A 20,623-nucleotide genomic window follows, 5' to 3' on the forward strand; every position below is an offset into this window, starting at 1 on the left:
CAACAGGGAACAGTGACCGCCCTTGGGAGAGCATGATGATCAGGCGCATGGAAGAACGTGATATCACCCCGCTGGCCAAGCTGTTTTTACAAGGCCGCAGACAAACCTTTCACTGGGTAGACCCCTCCCTGTTTCACCTGGATGACTTTATCGAGCAGACCCGGGGAGAAGAGATATGGGTGGCTGAGCGAGGGGGGACGCTCTGCGGATTTATCGCCGTATGGCAACCCGATCACTTTGTGCATCATTTGTACGTTGCGAGCGACTGGCATGGTCAGGGGATTGGGCGAGCGCTGCTCGAACATGGTCTGGCAAATAATCCCCGCACGGCATCACTCAAGGTGGCAACCCGCAATACGGCGGCCGTGGCCTTCTATCATCGGCTTGGCTGGCAGCATGGCGACGAGACCGGGTACTGCGAGCTCACCGGTCCCTGGTGCAAGCTGTGTCGTGAGTAGACAACAGCTCTCCAGACTGTCATGCATGGGCCCGTAAAGGGAAAATATCGATCCGGGATTGCATGGCAGAATATGAGAACACCACGACCCCAGTTGCGCGCGTGATCGCGACCACCGCTCGCACCGAGGATCCCCCGCAGGGCGTATGTGCTTTCTAGACCCGAAACAGCTTGAGCAGGGTATCGAGCTGACCGGAGAGCTGGCGCAAATCGCTGCTGGCTTCAGCCACTTGCACCACCCTGGCCGCGCTCTCGCTATTAAGGGTGGCAATCCGGTTCACGCTATGGCTCACCGCCTCTGCTACCGAGTGTTGCTCTTCCGAGGCTTGGGCAATATACATGTTCATCTCGCGGATCAGACTGACCTGGTTTTTAATTTTCTCCACCGATACCTGTACATCGGCGGCTTCGGCTCCCGCACGAGAGGCCTGCTCCTGGCTCAACTGCATCCCGGCACCGACATTCTGGGTCGCCTGTTGCAGCCGTTTGATGCTGGCACTGATCTCTTCGGTCGACTGACGAGTGCGCCCCGAGAGGGTTCGCACTTCATCGGCCACCACCGCAAAACCTCGCCCCTGATCCCCAGCCCTCGCCGCCTCGATGGCGGCATTGAGCGCCAGCAGATTGGTCTGCTCGGCAATACCATTGATCACTTCGATAATATTGCCGATGCTGCTGCTCTCGGTAGAGAGGGAGCGCATCAGCCCCGCCACCCGTTCCACCTCTCCCACCAGCTGATGAATCGCCTGATTGGCATGACCGGCCAGATTGTAGCCCTGCTCGACATAAAGGTTGGCCTCATCGGTCGCCGTAGCAGTCTTCACTGCATTACCTGCCACCTCCTGCACCGCCTGGCTCATCTCGGTAATGGCAGTCGCGACCTGATCCAGCTCCAGTTGCTGGGCATCACTGGCGCCCCGAGTATCCGCCGCAAGGGTGTCACAACGTTCCGCGGTCTGCAGCACGCCAGCAGAGAGCTCGTTGATTTCGGCCACCATCTCCTGAAGCTTGGCAATAAAGTGATTGATGTTGGTGGCCAGCGCGCCCATCTCATCCTGACGGAGGATCTTGAGACGCCGGGTCAGATCCCCCTCTCCCCTGGCCAAATCGAACACCGCCAGATTCATCTGATGAAGTGGTCTCAGCACATTGCGATGAATGAGTACCATCAACAAGGCAATGATACAGATATCAAGTACCAGGATCTGCCAGACAGTGGTGATCAACTGCTGGCGCAAGTTGGCCTGAATGGCCGCATCACTGGTTTCGACCAGCAATCTGGCCACGGTATTTTTCTGGCCGCTGTCGTCGTAGACCAGATCATACCCACCATAGGCCGCCGTATCGGCGGGTATGGCCGCTACAGGGGAAATAGTGCCCGCTGCATCGCGGGCAAACCCGGCCACCAGCTTCTCCTTGTTGACCACCAGCAGTGTGCTGAGCATATCGGCCGCCAGCTCGGATTTGAGCGATGCCTCGATAAAGGCCGACTCATAATTCCACAAAGGGCCAGGCAAGGAGAGCTGCAGTCGCTTGATCGCCTGCTCGACCAGCTGAGCCTGTTTGCTGTAGCTCTCTTCCCTCACCGAGCTGTAGTTATAACCACCAAACAACACCAATAGCAGACTCACCGACAGGGAGGTCAACACGGCAATCCTGAACGTCAGACTTTTCCAATCCATGGTTTCCTCCCGGTTTTACGGCAGCCGGCGCAGTGCCATTGAGCGGCACTTGCTATTGGTACTGTTACTGGTACTTGGCATTGATCTTGTCGATGGTGCCATCCGCCTTCATAGCAGCGAGGATCTCGTTAAGCTTGGTGATAAGCTCATCGGGCGTATCCTTGTTAAACGCCAAGCTCATCTGGGTTTCCTTGAACACGAAGACCGGCTTGGGTGAAGCTACTTTCTCCTTGCTGGCCAGATAGGGCGCCAGATATTGGCCGGTTGCCCAAAGATCGATGCGGCCCGCCTCCAGTTTCTTCACGTTGGCGGTATCGTTGGCAGCCAGCTGCAACTTGGCAAATCCCTGGGCCTTGAGATATTCGGCGGCCGCATCGCCGTTATAGCCCCCCACCGAATACTGCTTGGCCTCTTCCAGTGAAGAGACTGTGATATTGGCCGTCGAGCTGGAGAAGAACACCCAGTTGTTATTGACCAGCGGCCCCACCCATTTGAACAGCGCCTCACGCTCCGGGGTACGAGTCGTGGAGTAGAGTGCGGTGTTGGGAGTGCCGAGGGTATCTTCATACGCCCGCTTCCAGGGCATCAGGGTCAGCTTGTATTCGACGCCGGCACGCTTGAGCAGCTCTTCGACCACCTCGGTCGATAGCCCGACAATCTTGCCCCCCTCCCCCTGCATGTTGAACGGAGGGTAATCCTCGGTCATCACGTTCAGTGGTGCAGCCTGAACTGCGCTTATCGCCATCATGGAAGAGACTGAAAAAATTGCACTTTTCCACAGCAGTTGATAGTTCATTGCAACCTCGCTTTGCTTGCCATTCATCCCTGAACATCCGCCGTTACCGATGGCGGTGCACATCTGACCCGCTGGGGTCATGCCGGCTTTCACGGCTCGCCGCCCACCCATGTGCAGCAGCAAACAGATCCGGATTTTGCCAGTGCGCAACGAAACGCAATCGGCGGGGGAGGCTCACGACAAATCGAGGTGGAAACATGCCAGGGCAGCATGAGGGGAGTGTGGAGGGGGCGGATAAACCTCTGCCATACAACAGCGCTGTGGCGAAGCAGAAGCGCATCGTTTAATGACCAGGGTCTGGGAGAGAAATGATAGAAAACGCCAACATCCATTTTCCCATACTGCTCGAGGAGACCTCAGAGCCAAACCTGTCCTTTAGCTAAGGTCACGAAAAGAGATACGTCAAATGAGAGCGCTAACCCCCTCATCTGCTTCCAAATTAGATTCCAGACGAGCTCCGCATAGCCGAAAAGTGGCGCGAGAGAACCGAAACAGAGAAGGCCACCGCGAGGTGGCCTTCTACAAGTCAACGATGAACGTCTGGTGAAACTCAATCCTTGGCCGCGTCCATCACACCCTCTTCAGAGTGCGCAGGCAGGATCAGGTTGAGCAGGATGGCGGCAACGGAGGCCAGGCCAACACCGGCCAGCGCGAAGTCGCCAATCTTCATCTCCAGCGCACCGACACCGACGGTCAAAGTCACGGCGACGATGGCGATATTGCGCGACAGTCCCAGATCCACCTTGGATTCCACCAGCGTCTTGAGACCGATGGCAGCGATGGATCCGAACAGCAGCAGCATGATACCGCCCATCACCGGCATCGGGATGGAGGTGAGCAACGCATTGAACTTGCCGAAGAAGGCCAGAATGATGGCAAACACCGCAGCCCAGGTCATGGTGACCGGATTGAAGTTGCGAGTGATCATCACGGCACCGGTCACTTCGGCGTAGGTGGTCACGGGTGGGCCACCGATGAAACCGGCGAAGCAGACGCCGATACCGTCACCGGCCAGCGTACGATGCAAACCCGGATCCTTGGTGTAATCCTTGCCAGTCACGCCACCAATCGCCAACACGCCACCGATATGCTCGATACAGGGGGCGATGGCTACCGGCAACATGAACAACGCAGCAGCCCAGTTGATCTCCGGGGTTTCGAAGTGGGGCAGCGCCAGCCAGGGGGCGTTCACCATGCCATCGAAACTCACCTGGCCCATGAACACCGCCGAGACATAACCGGCAATCACACCGCACAGGATGGGGATCAGCTTGATCCACCCCTTGCAGAACACAGCTGCAATCAGGGTGACCGCCAGCGAGATACCGGCAAGCGTCAGCGCAGTCCCCGCAGGAACCACCTGCTCACCACCGGCGCGGCCCATCGCCATGTTGCAGGCAACCTGCGCCACAGAAAGACCGATGACCATGATCACCGGGCCAATCACCACGGGCGGCAGCAATTTGTGCACAAAGCCCATCCCTTTTGCCCGGATCAGCGCAGCCAGAATGAAATACATGAAACCGGCGGCAAACAGGCCAAACATGGTGGATGGCAATCCCCAGGTCTGGGTGGCGTAGATGATGGGAGCGATGAAGGCAAAGCTGGAACCGAGGAAAATCGGGACCTGGCGGCGGGTGCAGAGCTGGAACAACAGGGTGCCCACACCGGCGCCAAGCAGGGCCATGGAGGGGTTCAGTCCGGTGAGCAGGGGCACCAGAACCATGGCGCCGAAGGCGACAAACAGGATTTGCAGCCCGGCGACACTTTGCTTGACTAAGGAAAACATGGATGTCCTTAATTTTTTGATAACTGATGGAGATATTTATCACTTTTCAGTCATCACAAGACTTTTTCAAGGCGCGAAATGAACACAAATTCGTCACTTGCTACCTTTTACTGCTTGGGAAGGGCATGAAACTGGCTTTTTAGGCGGGATTCGTTGCTACAAGCATCGAGTATGCGATTTTACGCATTATTGTGACGAACGCCAATCGTTTTTCCATCATGTTTATTGTGCTCATGGTCAAAAATGCCGCCGCTTGGGAGCGCTCTATAATGGATCCTGTGAATCAAGATGGACAAGGAGTCCCCATGTCACAGCCCCCATTCAAAGCCAGCCAGCGCAGATTGCTTATCGGCTCGGCCATCGCACTCGCCCTGTTTGCAAACCCGTTCAGTTATGATTTCGCCCACAATGAGTGGCAAATGAATCAGGCCTATGCCAAGTCCTGCTTTATCGCCGGCACTCGCATCACGATGGCCGATGGTTCCACCCGCCCCATAGAGACGCTGCGGGTCGATGAACGGGTGCTGGATCAACACGGCGGCAGTAACCGGATCCTGGCGGTCGAACGGGTCATACTGGGCAAGCGCAGACTCTATGGGATCAATGATCTGCCCCCTTTCTTTACCGCTGAGCACCCTCTGCTGACCACTCGGGGCTGGGCAGCCATCTCACCGGCCATGACCCGAACCGAAAACCCGCAACTGGCGGTAGTGCCGCTATTTACCGGCATGCAGATAATGTGTCGCCCGGCACCTGTCATGGTGACGGGCAATCTGGCCCTGCAACCCCAGCCGGCATTACTGCTGGTTGAGTCACTCTGCTGGATAGAGGCACCTCCCACTACCGCACTCTTCAATCTGCTGCTCGATGGCAGCCACAGCTACATCGCCAATGAGCTGATCGTTCACAACAAAGATGGCGATGGTGGCAGCAGTGGTGGAGGCAGCAACAGCGGCGGAGGCAGCAACAGCGGCGGAGGCAGCAATAGCGGCGGAGGCAGCAACAGCGGCGGAGGCAGCAATAGCGGCGGAGGCAGCAACAGCGGCGGCGGCAGCAACAGCGGCGGTGGCAGCGACAGCGATGGGGGCAGCGATGACAGTGGCGGCCAAGGCGAGCATGCGGGCGGAGAGCAGCATGGTGGAGGTGAACGGCATGCTGGTGGAGAAAAACATGCAGGGGGAGAACGCCATGGGGGTGGCCGCGGGTTTGGCAATGGCGTTGATGACAACGGCGTGGATGCCGTCGATGCCAATGGCAACAAGCTCAGAGGCGATGGCACGGTCGATGACAACGGCGTGGATGCCGTCGATGCCAACGGCAACAAGCTCAGGGGTGATGGAACCATCGATGACAACGGCGTGGATGCTGTCGATGCCAATGGCAACAAGCTCAGGGGTGATGGCACCATCGATGACAACGGTGTCGATGCCGTCGATGCCAATGGCAACAAACTAAGAGGTGACGGCACGGTCGATGATCGCCAGCAAGTGCTTACCGATGAGCAGGAGCGGGTGCTGCTCAACAACGGTTTTCGCCAACAGGGGCAACCATGATGCGATATCTGTTACCACTCCTCCTGCTCGGCCTCACTGGCTGCGCCACGGTCGACACTCCGCCGCTTTACCATCAGATGGATAAGGCAGATGTTCAACTGGCCAATCAGGCCCTTGCCAAGGCGCTGGAAACCCGTACCAAAGGGCAGAGCCTCACCTGGTTCAATCCGGCTAATCGTCACTCGGGCAGCGTCACGCCGCTACGCACCTTCCTCCATGCCAGCGGGGAGTGGTGTCGCGACTATCGCGAGCAACTCTATATCGGCCAGGCCAGTCAGCAGTGGCAGGATACCGCCTGTCGCAATCAGCAAGGGCGCTGGCGACCATTGCGAACTTAGTGAATGCCACGGGGTAAACGAAAGGGGGTAGCAGCGCTCCCCCCTTGTCATCTTTACCGACCCTTTATCGGGGCGGTGAATACGCGGTTATACCCGACGATAGGGCAGGTAAACCGGCTCCCACATGTGGTTGAGGATATGCTGATGCAGATCCTGCCCGATCAGCGGGTGGGACGGATCCCGACGCACGATATCCTTGAGCACGGCGGTGGCCACATGCACCGAGATGTTGCGCAGTTCGCGAATACGCGGATAGACGGCTCCCTTGGCCAGATCCTCTTTGCTTACGCACTCGGCCAGCGCAAAGGCGGCGGTGGTGAAGATATCCGGGCTGATCTCGCGGATCTGGCTGACGATGGCCGCCAGACCTACACCGGGGAAGATAAAGACGTTGTTGCCCTGCCCCACCCGGAACTCCTGCCCCTCGTAGCTCACGTCCTTGAAGGGACTACCGGTCGCCACGATCGCCTTGCCCTTGCTCCAGCGGTAGATATCCTCCGGCAGCGCTTCACAGTTGGCGGTCGGGTTGGAGAGCGGGAACACCATGGGGCGCTCGCAATGCTGCAGCATCAGCTGGATGTGTTCTTCCTGGAAGGCACCGCCCGAGCCGCTGGTACCCAGCAACACGGTAATGGGCACATGACGCAGCACATCGGCCAGATTGGCCTTGCCGGGCACCTCGGTATCCCAGCCTGCCAGCAGCAGCCCCGGCTTGGCGTAGCGACGCTTGTACTCGTCGAGCCCGTCCCGGTTGTCGCACACCAGCCCCTGGGTATCCAGAATGTAGATGCGATCGCGGGCCGCCTGCGGATCCATCCCCTCGCGGATCATCCCCGCGCAGATCTGATCCGCGACGCCAACCCCACCGGCGCCAGCGCCATAGACCAGATAGTTCTGCTGACCCAGGGTCTCCCCCTTGACCTTGACCGCGCCGATAATACCGGCCAGCACCACGGCACCGGTGCCCTGAATATCATCGTTGAATGACGGCAATGACTGCTGGTAGCGGGCCAGATTGTTGAAGGCGTTGGATTTGCTGAAGTCTTCCCACTGCAGCACGGCGTTGGGGAAGTGGCGCTTGACCCCCTGCACAAACTTGTCGATGAACTCTTCGTACTCCTTGCCGCGAATGCGCTTGTGGGGGCGACCCAGATACATGGGGTCATCGAGCAGTTTCTGGTTGTCGGTGCCCACATCCAGCGCGATGGGCATGCAGCAGGCGGGGTGAATACCGGCCCCCAGGGTATAGAGCGCCAGCTTGCCGATGGGGATCCCCATGCCGCCAACACCCTGGTCGCCGATCCCCAGAATGCCTTGGCTGTCGGTGACAACTATGATGCGGATCGATTTGGCATCGAAGTGGCGGGCCTGACTGCCCATGTCATCCACGTTGTCCGGGGTAATGTAGAGGCCGCGCGGCTTCTGGAAGCGGTGGCTGAACTCCTGGCACGCCTTGCCCACGGTCGGGGTATAGATGTAGGGAGTCATCTCCTCCACATGGCGTGACAACAGGGCATAGAAGAGAGTCTCGTTGCGATCCTGCAGAGCACGCAGGTTCTGGTACTTCTCGATATCGCTGCAAGCGCTCTTGAACCCCTCATACACTCGCTCGAGCTGGGCTTCAAAGGTTTGTACCTGAGGCGGCAGCAAACCATCGAGATCAAAATCGGCCCGCTCCTGTTCGGTAAAGGCCGTGCCCTTGTTGAGGTATCGATTGTTAAGCAGATCAGTGCCGGTCAGTGCAACGGGGCGAAAATCCTCTCCCTGTGCATCTTTCCACAGCAGATATTGTCCGGTAGCCATAGTCATTCTCTTTGATTTACGTGAAATTGCCGTTCGGCAGGAGAGCAAGACTCATAATGAAATCAATCATATGACGTTTACTCGATCGGTTTTGTGAGCTTGGGCATACCCTGTGGCCAAAATCCGCTCATCTCGCTCCCCGAGTGATAAATATCCACGGAGAGGAATGAGACTCATGCTAGCATTGCGATCAATTCCGCAACGTTTCACCATGCCGCAGCCGGGAGTGACCTGATGCCCTCGACTTTTTCAGCCAGCTTTTGCCTCCTCTCGCCATGCGTCTGATACTGCTCCTTGCCCTGTCACAACTGCTTGCCTGCCAGTCAGCTCTCGCCGCACAAGGGAGAGAACTGAACATCATCGTGGGTGAATGGCCCCCTTTTGTCTCCGAGCAGTCAAAACAGCACGGTCCCGTGGCCCACCTCATCAGCGATCTGTTCAAGGAGGCGGGCTATGAGGTGAAGTTCCACTTCGCCCCCTGGGGCCGGGTCTATTCGCTGGCGGCCAACAGCCAGCTCTACGACGCCACCGCCGTCTGGATGCACAAACCGGAGCGGGAGCAGGATTTTCTGTTCAGCGAAGCGGTGCTGCAGGAGCAGTTTGTCTTCTTCTCCCTCAAATCACGGCAGCTGCAAGCCGAGCGCCTTGAGCAGATCATCGGCATGCGGTTGGGGGGCGATATCGCCTATAGCTACGGGCCAGATCTGGACAAGATGGTGGTCGATGGCAAGGTAACCCAACAGAAAGTCACCGACGTGAAACAGAATTTCGGCAAGCTGCTGCGCGGGCGGATCGACCTCTATCCGCAAGAGCTGCGAGTCGGTCTGGCCGAGTTGCAGAGCCAGCTCGACCCCGCCAGCGCGGCACTCATCACCCACAGTCAGACCCCTTTTCTGCGCAACGACAGCTTCGTGATGTTCCCGCGCAAAATGCCGGATTCAGCCAAACTGCGGGATCAGTTCAATCAGCAGTTGCAGCAGGCCATCGCCAGCGGACGTTATAAGCGCTACTTCGAACGGCTGGCCCGGGGGGGCTATTAACCCTGGCGAGGCAAAAACAGAGGGGATAAAACAACGGTGGCGGCCCTTTGTGGCCGCCACCTCTGTGATGCTTGTCAGCTGCTGGCATTAGCCGCTGATGCCCACCTCCAGCTTGAACGGCGTCTTGGCCTTGCTGCTCTCGGCCGCCCCCATCTGGTAGACCCGAATGGTATAAGTGCCCTTGGCGGGCAGGGTTGCCTCAAAGTTGTTCCCTTCCGTAGAGCCGATAAACATCGCCTCCCCCTTGCTGCCCGGCGGCAGAATATTGAAGTAGGGCTTGCCGGTCAGGATCACCACCATGCTCTGGCCCTTGTTGGCCGTCAGCTTGTAATCGAGGGTCTGGCTACCTTGAATGGTGCCGTTGATGGTTGCCCCTGACTCCCCCTTCTTGAACTGCACCTGCTGGGTCTTGATCCCGTCAGCCGCCTGCGCCACACCCGCAATACCACCGAATAGCGCAGATGCACATACCGCTGCCAGCCATGCTTTTCTCATCATTTGTCATCCCTTGTGTGAATGGAACCCCTGTTACTGTTGCTCAAGGTGGCCCAAAAAACCATCGCCGTTTGCGGCATCGCTCAATCAATTTGCCATCACGATCGACCCGCCATCAAAAGGGGCGCCGCAGCGCCCCTTCTCTTTACTCTTTGTCGACCATCAGCTTGATTTGCCCGCCTTGGGCTCATCGAGAGTGTGTTTCACCTCTTCATACCAGAGGTCGTGGTGCTCCTTGGCCCAGGTCTCGTCCACCTCGCCGGTCACCATCCCCTCCAGCGCCCCTTCCAGCTGGAACAGACCCATGTAGATATGGAAGATAAAGCCGCAGATAAGGATCAAGGCGCCTACGATATGGATAAAGCTGGCCCACTCCATCTGACGGCGCAGCTGGCCGAAGATGGGGAAGTCGAGGAACAGCCCGGTCGCCACGACGATGCCGCCAAACCAGATCAGCAGCCAGAAGATCGCCTTCTCGCCGCCGTTGGAGAAGCCCGCCGAGGGGTGACTTCCCTTGTGCTTACCGAGCATGCCGCCAAACTTCATGAACCACTGCACATCCACCATATTGACGATGTTGTGGCGGAACCACTTGATGAGTACCCCCATCAGGCAGAGGAAGAAGAGCGGCCCCATATAGTTGTGGAACACCTTGGCAAACCAGATCCAGTTCTCCCACACCCCGAGGCTCACCACCGGCTTGATGAAGTACTTGCCGTAGATGATGGCCAGCCCCGACCCGGAGAGGGTCAGGAACATGGCCGCCGTGGTCCAGTGCAGCGCCCGATCCAGCCGACTCCAGCGCTTGAGCTTGCGCCCGGTGCGCGGTTTGGAGAGCTTGGTCTGCCCCACCACCAGATACATCAGGCCACACATGGCGAGCGACCCGAAAATGGCGATGGCACCGAGCGGCGACACCCACTTGGTCTTCACCTCGAACCAGAGCTGGCCCGGCACCGAGATAAGCACCCCGTGCTCCGGCGAGCGGGAGGTGGTCACCCCCTCCTGCCCATCCTTCACCGCCCGCCAGTAATCGGCGCCGGCAAAGCCGACCGCCTCTTTCTCGGCATCGGCGAAACTTGCGGTACTCACCAGCAGCAGGGCAGCAAACAGGGCCATTAGCCAGGTTTTCATGCCGCCCCTCCCTGCTTGTTCAGCTTGCTGGCATCGTGAAACAGCTCATCGCCATTACCCCAAGCCGCATCCTTGGCACCGCGATAGGCAACCCGCTCGCGGAAGATATCGGAGATCACCTGCGCATCCCCTGCCAGCAGCGCCTTGGTAGAGCAGAGCTCGGCACACATGGGCAGCTTGCCCTCGGCGATGCGGTTGGCACCGTACTTCTGGCGCTCCGCCTCGCTGTGATCCTCTTCCGGGCCACCGGCGCAAAAGGTGCACTTGTCCATCTTGCCCCGATCGCCAAAGGCGGCGGTCTTCGGGAACTGGGGGGCCCCGAACGGGCAGGCAAACAGACAGTAGCCACAACCGATGCAGAGATCCTTGTTGTGCAGCACTATGCCGTCGTCGGTGTGATAGAAGCAGTCGGCCGGGCAGACCGCCATGCAGGGGGCGTCGGTGCAGTGCATGCAGGCGACGGAGATGGAGGTCTCACCCGGCAGGCCGTCGTTGAGGGTCACCACCCGGCGGCGCTGGATGCCCCACTCGAGGGCATCGTCGTTCTCGTTCTTGCACGCCGTCACACAGCCGTTGCACTCGATACAGCGCTTGGTGTCACACATGAATTTCATTCTGGCCATGGGATCAGGCTCCTACTTTGCGAAAACGGCACAGGGTGACCTTGGTCTCCTGCATCTGGGTGACCGGGTCATAACCATAGGTGGTGACTATGTTGACCGACTCCCCCAGCACATAGGGGTCAGACCCTTCCGGATATTTGGATCGCAGATCCTGGCCCTCGAAGTGGCCGCCAAAGTGGAACGGCATAAAGGCGAGCCCCGGCTTGACCCGCGGGGTCACCAGCGCCTTCACCTTGACCCGCCCCCCTTCCGGCCCCTCCACCCAGACGTCCTGACCGTCGCGCACGCCGACGTCGTTGGCATCCGCCGGGTTCATCTCGACGAACATCTCCTGCTGCAATTCAGCCAGCCAGGGGTTGGAGCGAGTCTCGTCGCCGCCCCCCTCGTATTCGACCAGACGGCCGGAGGTGAGGATGATCGGGAACTCCTTGCTGACATCCTTCTCCTGCACCGAGGCGTACTGGGTCGGCAGGCGCCACAGGCTCTTCGAATCAGGCCAGGTGGCGTAGTCAGCCAGCAAGTCGCGGCGCGGGGTATAGAGCGGCTCGCGGTGCTTGGGCACCTGATCCGGGAAGGTCCACACCACGCAGCGCGCCTTGGCGTTGCCGTAAGGGACGAAGCCGTGCTTGATGGCCACCCGCTGGATACCGCCGGAGAGATCGGTCTTCCAGTTTTTGCCCTCGGCCTCCTTCTTCTCGGCCTCGGTCAGCTCATCCCACCAGCCGAGCTGCTTCAGCAGGTCGGCAGTGATCTCGGGATAACCGTCTTCCACCTCGCTCCCTTTCGGCCAGGAGTCTTCGGCCAGCAGCGAGACGCCCTGATACTCGATGCCGAAGCGGGCGCGGAAACCGCCACCCCCTTCCGAGACCGGAATACTGGTGTCGTAGAGGATATGGCTGCCGGGATGTTTAATCTCCGGGGTGCCCCAGCAGGGCCAAGGCAGACCGTACACTTCGCCGCTGACCGGGCCGCCTTCGGCCTTGAGGTTGGTCTTGTGGAAGGTGTGCCAGTTCTGCTGGTGCGCCTTGAGCCGCTCCGGGCTCTGGCCTGTGTAACCCACACTCCACATGCCGCGGTTGTACTCGCGGGTGATGTCTTCCAAGAGCGGCTGGTTGTTCTCCACCTTGATGTGCTTGAACAACTGGTCGGCAAAACCGAGCTTCTTGCTCAGCAGATACATGATCTCGTGATCGACCTTGGATTCGAACAGGGGTTCTATCACCTTGTCGCGCCACTGCATGGAGCGGTTGGTGGCGGTAACGGAACCATAGGTTTCGAACTGGGTGGTGGCCGGCAGCAGGTAGACGCCGTCGGTGCGATCGTTCATCACCGAGGCAACGGTGGGATACGGGTCGACAATCACCATCATGTCGAGCTTTTGCATCGCCTTCTTCATTTCCGGGCCGCGGGTCTGGGAGTTGACCGCATGGCCCCAGTAGAACATGGCGCGGATGTTGGAACCCTGCTCGATGAGATCGGCGTTCTCCAGCACACCATCCACCCAGCGGGAGACCGGAATGCCGTTGTTGTTCATCGGCAACTTGCCGTTGTAGGCCTTGTTGTCAAAACGTGCCTTGATCCACTCATAATCGACGTCCCACACCCGGGCCCAGTGCTTCCAGGAGCCCTCTTCCAGCCCGTAGTAGCCGGGCAGGGAGTCGGAGGTGACGCCAAAGTCGGTGGCCCCCTGTACGTTGTCGTGGCCGCGGAAGATGTTGGTGCCCGCCCCGCTCTTGCCCACGTTGCCGAGGGCCAGTTCGAGGATGCAGTAAGCGCGGGTGTTGTTGTTGCCGGTGGTGTGCTGGGTGCCGCCCATGCACCAGACCACGCAGCCGGGGCGGTTGTCGGCCAGCAGTTTGGCGGCGCCATAGACCTGCTGCTCGTTGAGGCCGGTCACCCGCTCTACTTCGGCCGGAGTCCAGCGCGCCACCTCTTTTTGCACCTCGTCCATGCCATAGACGCGGGTGCGGATGAACTCCTTGTCTTCCCAGCCGTTCTTGAAGATGTGCCAGAGCATGCCCCAGATAAAGGCGACGTCGGTGCCCGGACGCAGGGAGAGGTACATGTCCGCCTTGGCGGCGGTACGGGTGCGGCGCGGGTCGACCACCAGGATCTTGCAGCCGTTGCGCTCTTTCGCCAGCAGGATGTGCTGCATGGCGACCGGGTGGGCCTCCGCCGGGTTGGAGCCGATAAACATGATCGACTTGCTGTTGTGCATGTCGTTCAGGCTGTTGGTCATGGCACCGTAGCCCCAGGTGTTGGCGACGCCAGCGACCGTGGTGGAGTGGCAGATGCGCGCCTGATGATCCACGTTGTTGGTGCCCCACAAGGACGCCATCTTGCGAAACAGGTAGGCCTGCTCGTTGGAGTGCTTGGCGGAGCCGAGCCAGTAGACGCTGTCGGGGCCGGACTCCTTGCGCAGCCGCAGCACTTCGTTGCCCACCTCTTCGATGGCCTGATCCCAGCTGATGCGCTGCCACTTGCCGCCCACCAGCTTCATCGGGTACTTGAGGCGACGCTCACCGTGGCCATGCTCGCGCAGGGCCGCCCCCTTGGCACAATGACCGCCAAGGTTGAAGGGGTGATCGAAAGCTGGCTCCTGACCGGTCCAGACGCCGTTCTGCACCTCGGCATAAACGCCGCAACCCACCGAGCAGTGGGAACAGATGGTACGCTTCACCTCGACCGGTACCCCGGCCGCCACAGTTTTGGCTTCGGCCCGCTGCATCATTGCTGGCGCCAGCCAACCGGCGGCCACGGCGCCACCGGCCACCAGACCGGAGTTGACCATAAAGGCGCGACGGGTCAGCCCCTGACCGCGAACAGCCTGATTGCCCTGCTCGCCCGCCTGGGGCTGCTCGGCACGTTTTGTCAGTTTCATGAGTTCTCCTTCACTGATCCGGCTCAGTCGGTGCCGCGCAGGGTGCGATAAAAGTCGTGAACATGGGGGGTCTCCCGATAGCCCTTGTCAGGCTCGGTGTCGTGGGTCAGCACCTCTTTGCCCACCACCCGACCGGTGGCACCGGCCAGCACGCCTATGGTGGCGACCACGCCAACTCCCTTGATCAGATTGCGGCGGGACGGGTCTTTCAGCTGTTCATCGCTCATTCTTGTGACCTCTGTTGTTGTTCTTGCTGGCGCCTGCGCGCCAGCTTCGCGTCCAATGGGATATCTCGTCTGCTCGTTTTGTTATGCGCAGCTCTTGTTATGCGCAGCTCTTGTTGTGCACAGACAGGGGCGTTCAGCCCGGCACCACGCAGGCGCCAAACGGCAGGCGCAATTCGTTTTCCAACTTGAAGAAATCTTCGGCAAGGGCCCCGACCGCCCGGTAGAAGCTGCCCCCTTTCGCCTGTTGCTGATCGCGGCAGCAGGCGAGAACCCAAGGGGCAAGGTGGCGCTCATAGAAGCGGTTGCGCTCCGGGTGCTGCTCGCCAATCAGTACCGCCATCACCTCACAGAGGGCGGCCAGATGATCTTCCGGCTCGCACACTCCGCTCTGGCGCTCGAAACCGAGGGACTGCAGATCTGCGCGCAGCACCGCCAGCGGCAGCTCCATCAAAGAGCCGGTGAGATACCAGGAGGCAAACGGCACGATCTCCCCGCGCCCCAGCCCGATAAAGAGATCCTGATACTCCTCGGCAAGCTCGTTTTCGTGGTGGCTGCTGGCCGCCAGCTGCACCAGCCCCAGCCCTCTGGCAAAGGGGCCCGGCATCGGCTGCAACCCTTGCAGCCAGGCGAGCTGTTCGCCACGGGGGGCGGCACGCCAGAGGCTTGCCAGCAGGGCGTAGAGATCGGCGCTGCTCTGTTCCAGTTCGGTCATGGTCAGTTCGCCAGCCTTTTCGTTATGTTGTTCACTCATCACTGGCCCTCACACCTTGAGCTGGGAGACGGGATCCGCCGCCAGCGCCGCAAACACATCCTTGACTCGACAGTCCTCGCACATCAGCAGCCGCTGGGCGGCCTCGTTCTGGAAGTGGGAGTGACCGGCCAGTTTTTGCTGGATGCGGCGGATCATCGAGGCGGGCGCGAACGGCTTGGCGCAGCGAATGCAGCAGGCAGCCTCTTCGGCTTTGAGGCTCTGGACGGCGCGGCGTGCCTCGGGCACAGGCTGCAAGCGGGGCACCAGCACGATGGCCTGCTCGGGGCACGCCTTTTCGCACATGCCGCACTGGATGCAGTCCTGCTCGATAAAGTTGAGGCCGGGCGTGTGCCCAACCGCATGCAGGGCGCGGCTCGGGCAAACCGCCACGCAGCCCATGCAGAGGGTGCAGTCTGCTTCTTTGAGTTCCACGCTACCGTATGGGGCGCCGTGAGGCACCGCCAGCGGCTCGCGGCTCCCCTCGTTGGCCTGCCAGAGGGCATCGAAGGCGGCAAACAGGTTCTCCCGTTTGTCCCCTTTGAGCGGCTTCTCCAGCAGGGCAACGGTTGGCTGGCCGGAAACAGGCTCACCAGCATCTGCGTCAAACAGAGCAATGCGATCGGTAGCAAGCCCAGCGCCCGCCAGCAGCACGGCGGCGCTGGCCAGCTCCCGCTCAACCAGCGCACGGACGCTTGCGGGGGCATCGTCACCCAGCGCAATGCGCACCGTGCTGGCACCGTAGGCGAGTGCCGCGAACCAGCTCTCGATACCCAAACTCGCGCTCTCCTCCACCCAGACCGGCAGCCAGTTGGCGGGCAAGCGGGTGAGCTCGGCTTCCACCCATTTGCGCTCGTTTTCACCGGCGATCAGCAGTTGGGGCGCTTCACCGCCCGCCTCCCGGTAGTGCTTGAGCAGGCGCAGCAAGTAGTCTCCGCTGGTGTTGGCATCGGGCTGGTGATAGGCAATCGCCCCGGTCGGACAGGCTGAGGCGCAGCTGCCAAAGCCCTGACAGAGATGGGGATCGATCTGGATGCGACCATTGATGGGCTTGAGGGCATCGGTCGGACAGACATCGAGGCAGCGGCTGCAACCGGGCACGCCGCGGGCGGTAAAGGCGCAGGCCTCGGAGTCGAGGCGAAAATAGCGCGGCTTGTCGAAGATGCCGGTCAGCGCACCGAGCTCGGCAAGCCGTTCGGCAAGCCCTTGGTCATCAAAGAGATGCAGATAACCGACCGGCGGGCGCTCCAGCGCAAAAAGCGGAGCGCGGCCCAGATCGGCTACCAGATCAAAGCGCGGTTCGCCATTTTCCGCAGCCTGCTGAGTAAAACAGATCGCCGCCAGAGAAATACGCTCCCCCTGACCATTGAGGCCAGTGAGCTGGAACTGCCCCAGATAGCCTGTCAGGCTCGGTTCGCGCAGGGTCAGGGCCGCGAGGGATGCGGTGGCATCGAAAATGGTTTCGAGATCTGCTGCCTCGGCGTCATGCACCGCTTCGGTCACCAGCAGGGTGGGCTTCACCCCGGCAGGCAGCAGGTTGGCAGCACGGCGAATGCGATCTTCCGGGCCGACCAGCAGCAGGCGCCCCTGACTCTGGTAAGAGACAGTGGCCGGGATCAGGTTGTCGGTCTTGACCGTATGCTGCAGGGCATAGGCGCGAGCGCGCGCGTTATGCTCGGTCGCCCCCGCCTCGCGGGCTAGATTTGGGGCCAGATTTGGGCTCAGATTTGGCAATGTTTGTTCAGTGCTCACATACGCTCCTGTGCGCGCCACCTCATGGGATGGGCGCTTGTTGGTAAGCCGAGAGAGCAAGAGGCGAGCCAACTCCCCCGGAAAAAAAGTGACTGACAGGGAGTCAGGATCCTGAGGGTTCCATTTCCCCATCTTTGGTTGGGACATTTTGTCCACCACGGGAAACCAAAATGTCCCGAACGTCGGTGTGGGTTTGAGAATGGTTATCAGCCAGCTCGTGTTGCTCGGCGGCAGGTTCGCTGGCAACCGCCACCGGTTCAGCAGACCCGCTGGCCGGATTGGCCGATTCGCTCTCCGGGGCGATCACCTGATCCACCAGCCAGTTGCGCAGCCCGGCGGTCAAGGCCGCAGGCAGCAATTCGGGCTGGCTGAAATCCTGGGTGTAGTCGTCGAGCCCATCCGGCTTGTGGCTGCGAAACATGGCCCGCAGCGCCTCCCTGTCGGGGAGTTTGGCCTTGCCCGGCTGCGCCGTTTTCAGCGGCGGTTCGCCACTCTCAACCCCCTCAAAAGCAAGGGATTCACAGCTCCCCTTGTCAGTGCTGACTACGGGGCTATCCAGCGATGTATCTGGAGTTTTACCTTCGCCACTGCCTTCGATGGGGGCGGCAATCGCCTCGGGGATAGCCTCTTCCCTCGGCTGCAATGCCTGATGCTTGCGAGAGGACCAGCGCTTAAGGAACTCACTCATGGGCGCGATTTCCGCTGTCACTGCCACGCTCGCGGCCATCGGGGCCGGTGGCTTTAACGGCGCCACAGCTGGCTTGATCTACCGTATCGACACCCAGCTGATCCTGCGCCCGTCCCTTGCCCTTTTTGCCCTTACGACGGGCCTCCAGCAGCTCGCCGTGGCGGCCGATAAAGGCCTCCACCCAGGCTTGCAGCGCCTCGGGCAGCGGGCAGGAGAGCACCTGCCGCTCGCCATCCATATAGGCGGCAGCCACGGTCTGGCTCAGGGTCAGACCATCGGCCACAAAGCCATTGTCCACGCGGCTTCCGGTGACAAAGAGGCGAGGCGAGCCGGAGCTCAGATTGAAGCGATAATCCCCCCGCTCGTCACGAAACAGGGTAAGGGGCAAGGCACCGGCTGCCTCAGGTTCGGCGGGGTGGAGCGCCGCAATCTCGAAACGGCGGCTCTGCCAGCGGCCAACCTGGCTGTCGATGGCCTTTAACTCCAGTTGCAGCCAGCGCTGCGGGGGCAAGGTATTGGTTGTCTCTTGCACTGTCACGGCTCCCATCAGAAGGTCTCTGCCGGGCCGCCCTCCTCCATGCTCCACCCCGTTCGGAGCGGTTCACAGCAGAACATTCAGGGCGGCCACGGCCAACAATGGGATAAGACATAGCAAGAGTGGGGCCAAGGCGGGATGGATTGTTCCATCTAGGCGTAGGCGGGCAAGATAAACAACAATTCAAATACGCGACCGTTCGAATATGCTTCGCTATTCTAACCTACGTTTCTATTTACCCCTTAGTGTGATAACTGCTTGAATTACACCCACAATCATCAATCCAACTGTTAACCATTTCATTGCCTTAGCCTGTGCAACATTTTCTCTATGTTTCCTCTGTTCCTCTTCATAATTAGATATTGTAACTAATGCTTGTGGTGACAATTTAAACCCATTATTACAGCGTTCCAAATCACCACTTAATAAAAGAGATTTAAGAAGCAGATCATTGTATCTTAACTGACGACTTTTATCTGGATGAAAAACCCAGCGTGCTGTATATAACAACGTAGATAAATTAATAGCACTTGTACAATAACCATGGCTATTATTATCTAGCTCTTTTTCAAGAAGTAGCTTCAGTACTTCGACTCTCTCAGAACGAATCAGTTCTTTTTTATTAAAAAGGAACTGATGCCCTTTTCCTATTAAAATCTTTATCTTGTCAACTGGTATGAGCCCTTCATAAAAATATTGAAAAATTGATTCATATCGTAAATCATAGGGGCCATAAAAATATGTTATATCTAATTCATATTCACCAAGAAGATAAAATGGAATTGATATAACTCCAAACTCCATATTATTTTCCCAATACATTCCTGTGACGCCACCATGGCATACTTCATGACAGAGCAATGTCCATGAGTTATCACGTGATCTAAAGTAGACTACATAGCAGTCAACTTTTTTGGCATCATCCCCACTTCTTGGTATTCGCTCCGGCGCTGGTTTTTTTAGCAAACGACCAAGAATAAATCGCTCAATTGAATTCAATATACCCTCCATCTATAATCATTCTAAACACATATATCATCATCCATAGAGCATACTTAAAAATGTCTAATTAATAAAGTTTTGCAGCACTGCAAAAATAAACTTAAAAATATACATCAATAACATCTCTTAAATTTAAAACATATTATTCTTCAGTCAGAAATCTGGAACAAAACTTGCTGTATCCCTCCCCTTAGATCCCGGCAACCGGTCGCGAGGGGCCCATGACACCGACCTTTATCAAAAGCAATGCTGCCGCCCAGCTCACCATGGCCGTCGAGGTAATGGATGAGCAGGGCACGCTGCAAACCCGCCAAATCGCCTGTGAGCGGCCACTGACGGTCTACCTCAACTGGAAGGAGATAGTAACCCTGATGACGCTGGGGGCCCGCCCCGAAGCGCTGGTGCTGGGTTATCTGAAAAATCAGGGCTTCATCGAGGATATTTCGGCCATCGAATCGGTGATCGTCGACTGGGAGAGCGAGGCCGCCGCCGTGGTGAGCAGCCAGCAGGCAGCCGATCTCGACGAGTCGCTGGAGAAGAAGACGGTCACCTCCGGCTGCGGTCAGGGCACCATGTATGGCAGCGTGATGAAGAAGCTCGAAGGGGTGGTCTTGGCGGCGCCTGAGCTTAAACAGAGCACCCTCTACGCCCTGCTGAAAGCCCTGTCGGCCCATAACGAAACCTACAAGATGGCGGGTGCCGTCCATGGCTGCGCCATCTGTCGCGGCAGCGAAATCCTCTCCTTTGTCGAGGATGTGGGGCGCCACAATGCGGTGGATACTCTGGCGGGCGAGCTCTGGATGTGCGGCGAGAGTGGCCACGACAAGATCTTCTACACCACAGGGCGGCTCACCTCGGAGATGGTGATCAAGGTGGCGCAAATGGGCATTCCGGTGCTGCTGTCACGCTCCGGCGTCACCCAGATGGGGCTGGATCTGGCCCGCCAGCTCGGCATCACCATGATTGCTCGCGCCAAGGGGCGCCACTTCGAGGTATTCAGCGGCCACGACCATATCGTGCTGGACGAGAAGCCGCCGGTGCTGGCGCCCAGTTCGGCCGGGCGCGGGATGCGGGATTAAA

The 20,623-nt window shown here is 59.1% G+C and carries 19 protein-coding genes; 5 read left to right on the forward strand and 14 right to left on the reverse strand.

The window, feature by feature from the left end:
- The first annotated feature begins 35 nt into the window (after positions 1–35).
- The gene (locus G5315_RS08930) at positions 36–458 is read left to right on the forward strand and encodes a GNAT family N-acetyltransferase (protein ID WP_266134392.1); all 423 of its coding nucleotides are present in this window, start codon (positions 36–38) and stop codon (positions 456–458) included.
- 154 nt (positions 459–612) lie between these two features.
- Here G5315_RS08930 and G5315_RS08935 read toward each other — a convergent pair whose 3' ends face one another.
- The 3 genes from G5315_RS08935 to G5315_RS08945 all read right to left on the reverse strand — a co-directional run bounded on the left by G5315_RS08935 (position 613) and on the right by G5315_RS08945 (position 4,724).
- On the reverse strand, positions 613–2,139 hold the full coding sequence (locus G5315_RS08935; RefSeq protein ID WP_421332914.1) for a methyl-accepting chemotaxis protein: 1,527 nt from the start codon (positions 2,137–2,139) through the stop codon (positions 613–615).
- 64 nt (positions 2,140–2,203) lie between these two features.
- Entirely contained in the window at positions 2,204–2,935 is a 732-nt protein-coding gene (locus G5315_RS08940) for a substrate-binding periplasmic protein (protein ID WP_421332915.1), read from the reverse strand.
- Between the two features lie 550 nt (positions 2,936–3,485).
- The gene (locus G5315_RS08945) at positions 3,486–4,724 is read right to left on the reverse strand and encodes a uracil-xanthine permease family protein (RefSeq protein WP_005347636.1); all 1,239 of its coding nucleotides are present in this window, start codon (positions 4,722–4,724) and stop codon (positions 3,486–3,488) included.
- A 305-nt stretch (positions 4,725–5,029) separates the two neighbouring features.
- On the opposite strand from G5315_RS08945, the gene G5315_RS08950 reads away from it, so the two are divergent.
- Together G5315_RS08950 and G5315_RS08955 are read left to right on the forward strand one after the other, a co-directional pair.
- Positions 5,030–6,277, forward strand: coding sequence for a hypothetical protein (locus G5315_RS08950; protein WP_421332916.1), 1,248 nt, complete (start codon positions 5,030–5,032; stop codon positions 6,275–6,277).
- Positions 6,274–6,615, forward strand: a complete 342-nt coding sequence (locus G5315_RS08955) for an RT0821/Lpp0805 family surface protein (RefSeq protein WP_160882465.1) — start codon at positions 6,274–6,276, stop codon at positions 6,613–6,615. Before G5315_RS08950 ends, G5315_RS08955 begins: the two co-directional genes overlap by 4 nt.
- A gap of 87 nt (positions 6,616–6,702) precedes the next feature.
- On the opposite strand, the gene G5315_RS08960 is transcribed toward G5315_RS08955, so the two are convergent.
- Positions 6,703–8,418, reverse strand: a complete 1,716-nt coding sequence (locus G5315_RS08960; RefSeq protein ID WP_421332917.1) for an NAD-dependent malic enzyme — start codon at positions 8,416–8,418, stop codon at positions 6,703–6,705.
- 275 nt (positions 8,419–8,693) lie between these two features.
- Here G5315_RS08960 and G5315_RS08965 point away from each other — a divergent pair, with 275 nt between their 5' ends.
- Positions 8,694–9,458, forward strand: coding sequence for a substrate-binding periplasmic protein (locus G5315_RS08965; RefSeq protein ID WP_216953132.1), 765 nt, complete (start codon positions 8,694–8,696; stop codon positions 9,456–9,458).
- Positions 9,459–9,545: 87 nt separating this feature from the next.
- Here G5315_RS08965 and G5315_RS08970 read toward each other — a convergent pair whose 3' ends face one another.
- The 10 genes from G5315_RS08970 to G5315_RS09015 form a co-directional block, all read right to left on the reverse strand.
- Complete coding sequence (locus tag G5315_RS08970; RefSeq protein WP_013723543.1) at positions 9,546–9,956, reverse strand: hypothetical protein; 411 nt, start codon at positions 9,954–9,956, stop codon at positions 9,546–9,548.
- Positions 9,957–10,115: 159 nt separating this feature from the next.
- Complete coding sequence (locus G5315_RS08975; protein ID WP_216953131.1) at positions 10,116–11,087, reverse strand: formate dehydrogenase subunit gamma; 972 nt, start codon at positions 11,085–11,087, stop codon at positions 10,116–10,118.
- Complete coding sequence (gene fdh3B / locus G5315_RS08980) at positions 11,084–11,710, reverse strand: formate dehydrogenase FDH3 subunit beta (RefSeq protein ID WP_005334799.1); 627 nt, start codon at positions 11,708–11,710, stop codon at positions 11,084–11,086. The genes G5315_RS08975 and fdh3B overlap by 4 nt, the downstream gene beginning before the upstream one ends.
- A gap of 4 nt (positions 11,711–11,714) precedes the next feature.
- Entirely contained in the window at positions 11,715–14,591 is a 2,877-nt protein-coding gene (locus G5315_RS08985) for a formate dehydrogenase subunit alpha (protein ID WP_421332918.1), read from the reverse strand.
- Positions 14,592–14,614: 23 nt separating this feature from the next.
- Positions 14,615–14,818, reverse strand: a complete 204-nt coding sequence (locus tag G5315_RS08990) for a transcriptional initiation protein Tat (RefSeq protein WP_005303194.1) — start codon at positions 14,816–14,818, stop codon at positions 14,615–14,617.
- A 133-nt stretch (positions 14,819–14,951) separates the two neighbouring features.
- Positions 14,952–15,569 carry a TorD/DmsD family molecular chaperone gene (locus tag G5315_RS08995; RefSeq protein ID WP_058058400.1) on the reverse strand — a complete coding sequence of 206 codons (618 nt, stop codon included), beginning with the start codon at positions 15,567–15,569 and terminating at the stop codon, positions 14,952–14,954.
- Positions 15,570–15,578: 9 nt separating this feature from the next.
- The gene (locus tag G5315_RS09000) at positions 15,579–17,318 is read right to left on the reverse strand and encodes a 4Fe-4S dicluster domain-containing protein (RefSeq protein WP_111900505.1); all 1,740 of its coding nucleotides are present in this window, start codon (positions 17,316–17,318) and stop codon (positions 15,579–15,581) included.
- 103 nt (positions 17,319–17,421) lie between these two features.
- Positions 17,422–18,006 (reverse strand): DUF3306 domain-containing protein, encoded by a 585-nt coding sequence (locus G5315_RS09005; RefSeq protein WP_111900506.1) that lies wholly within the window; start codon positions 18,004–18,006, stop codon positions 17,422–17,424.
- Positions 17,999–18,553, reverse strand: coding sequence for a DUF3305 domain-containing protein (locus G5315_RS09010; protein ID WP_100653240.1), 555 nt, complete (start codon positions 18,551–18,553; stop codon positions 17,999–18,001). Before G5315_RS09010 ends, G5315_RS09005 begins: the two co-directional genes overlap by 8 nt.
- Positions 18,554–18,772: 219 nt before the next feature.
- Entirely contained in the window at positions 18,773–19,540 is a 768-nt protein-coding gene (locus G5315_RS09015; RefSeq protein WP_147746097.1) for a hypothetical protein, read from the reverse strand.
- A 224-nt stretch (positions 19,541–19,764) separates the two neighbouring features.
- Between G5315_RS09015 and G5315_RS09020 the strand changes: the two genes are divergently transcribed.
- Positions 19,765–20,622: a formate dehydrogenase accessory sulfurtransferase FdhD gene (locus G5315_RS09020; protein ID WP_421332919.1), complete on the forward strand. Its 858-nt coding sequence runs from the start codon at positions 19,765–19,767 to the stop codon at positions 20,620–20,622.
- Position 20,623 lies beyond the last annotated feature (1 nt).

The organism is Aeromonas sp. 603607 (assembly GCF_049171595.1).
GTDB lineage: Bacteria > Pseudomonadota > Gammaproteobacteria > Enterobacterales > Aeromonadaceae > Aeromonas > Aeromonas veronii.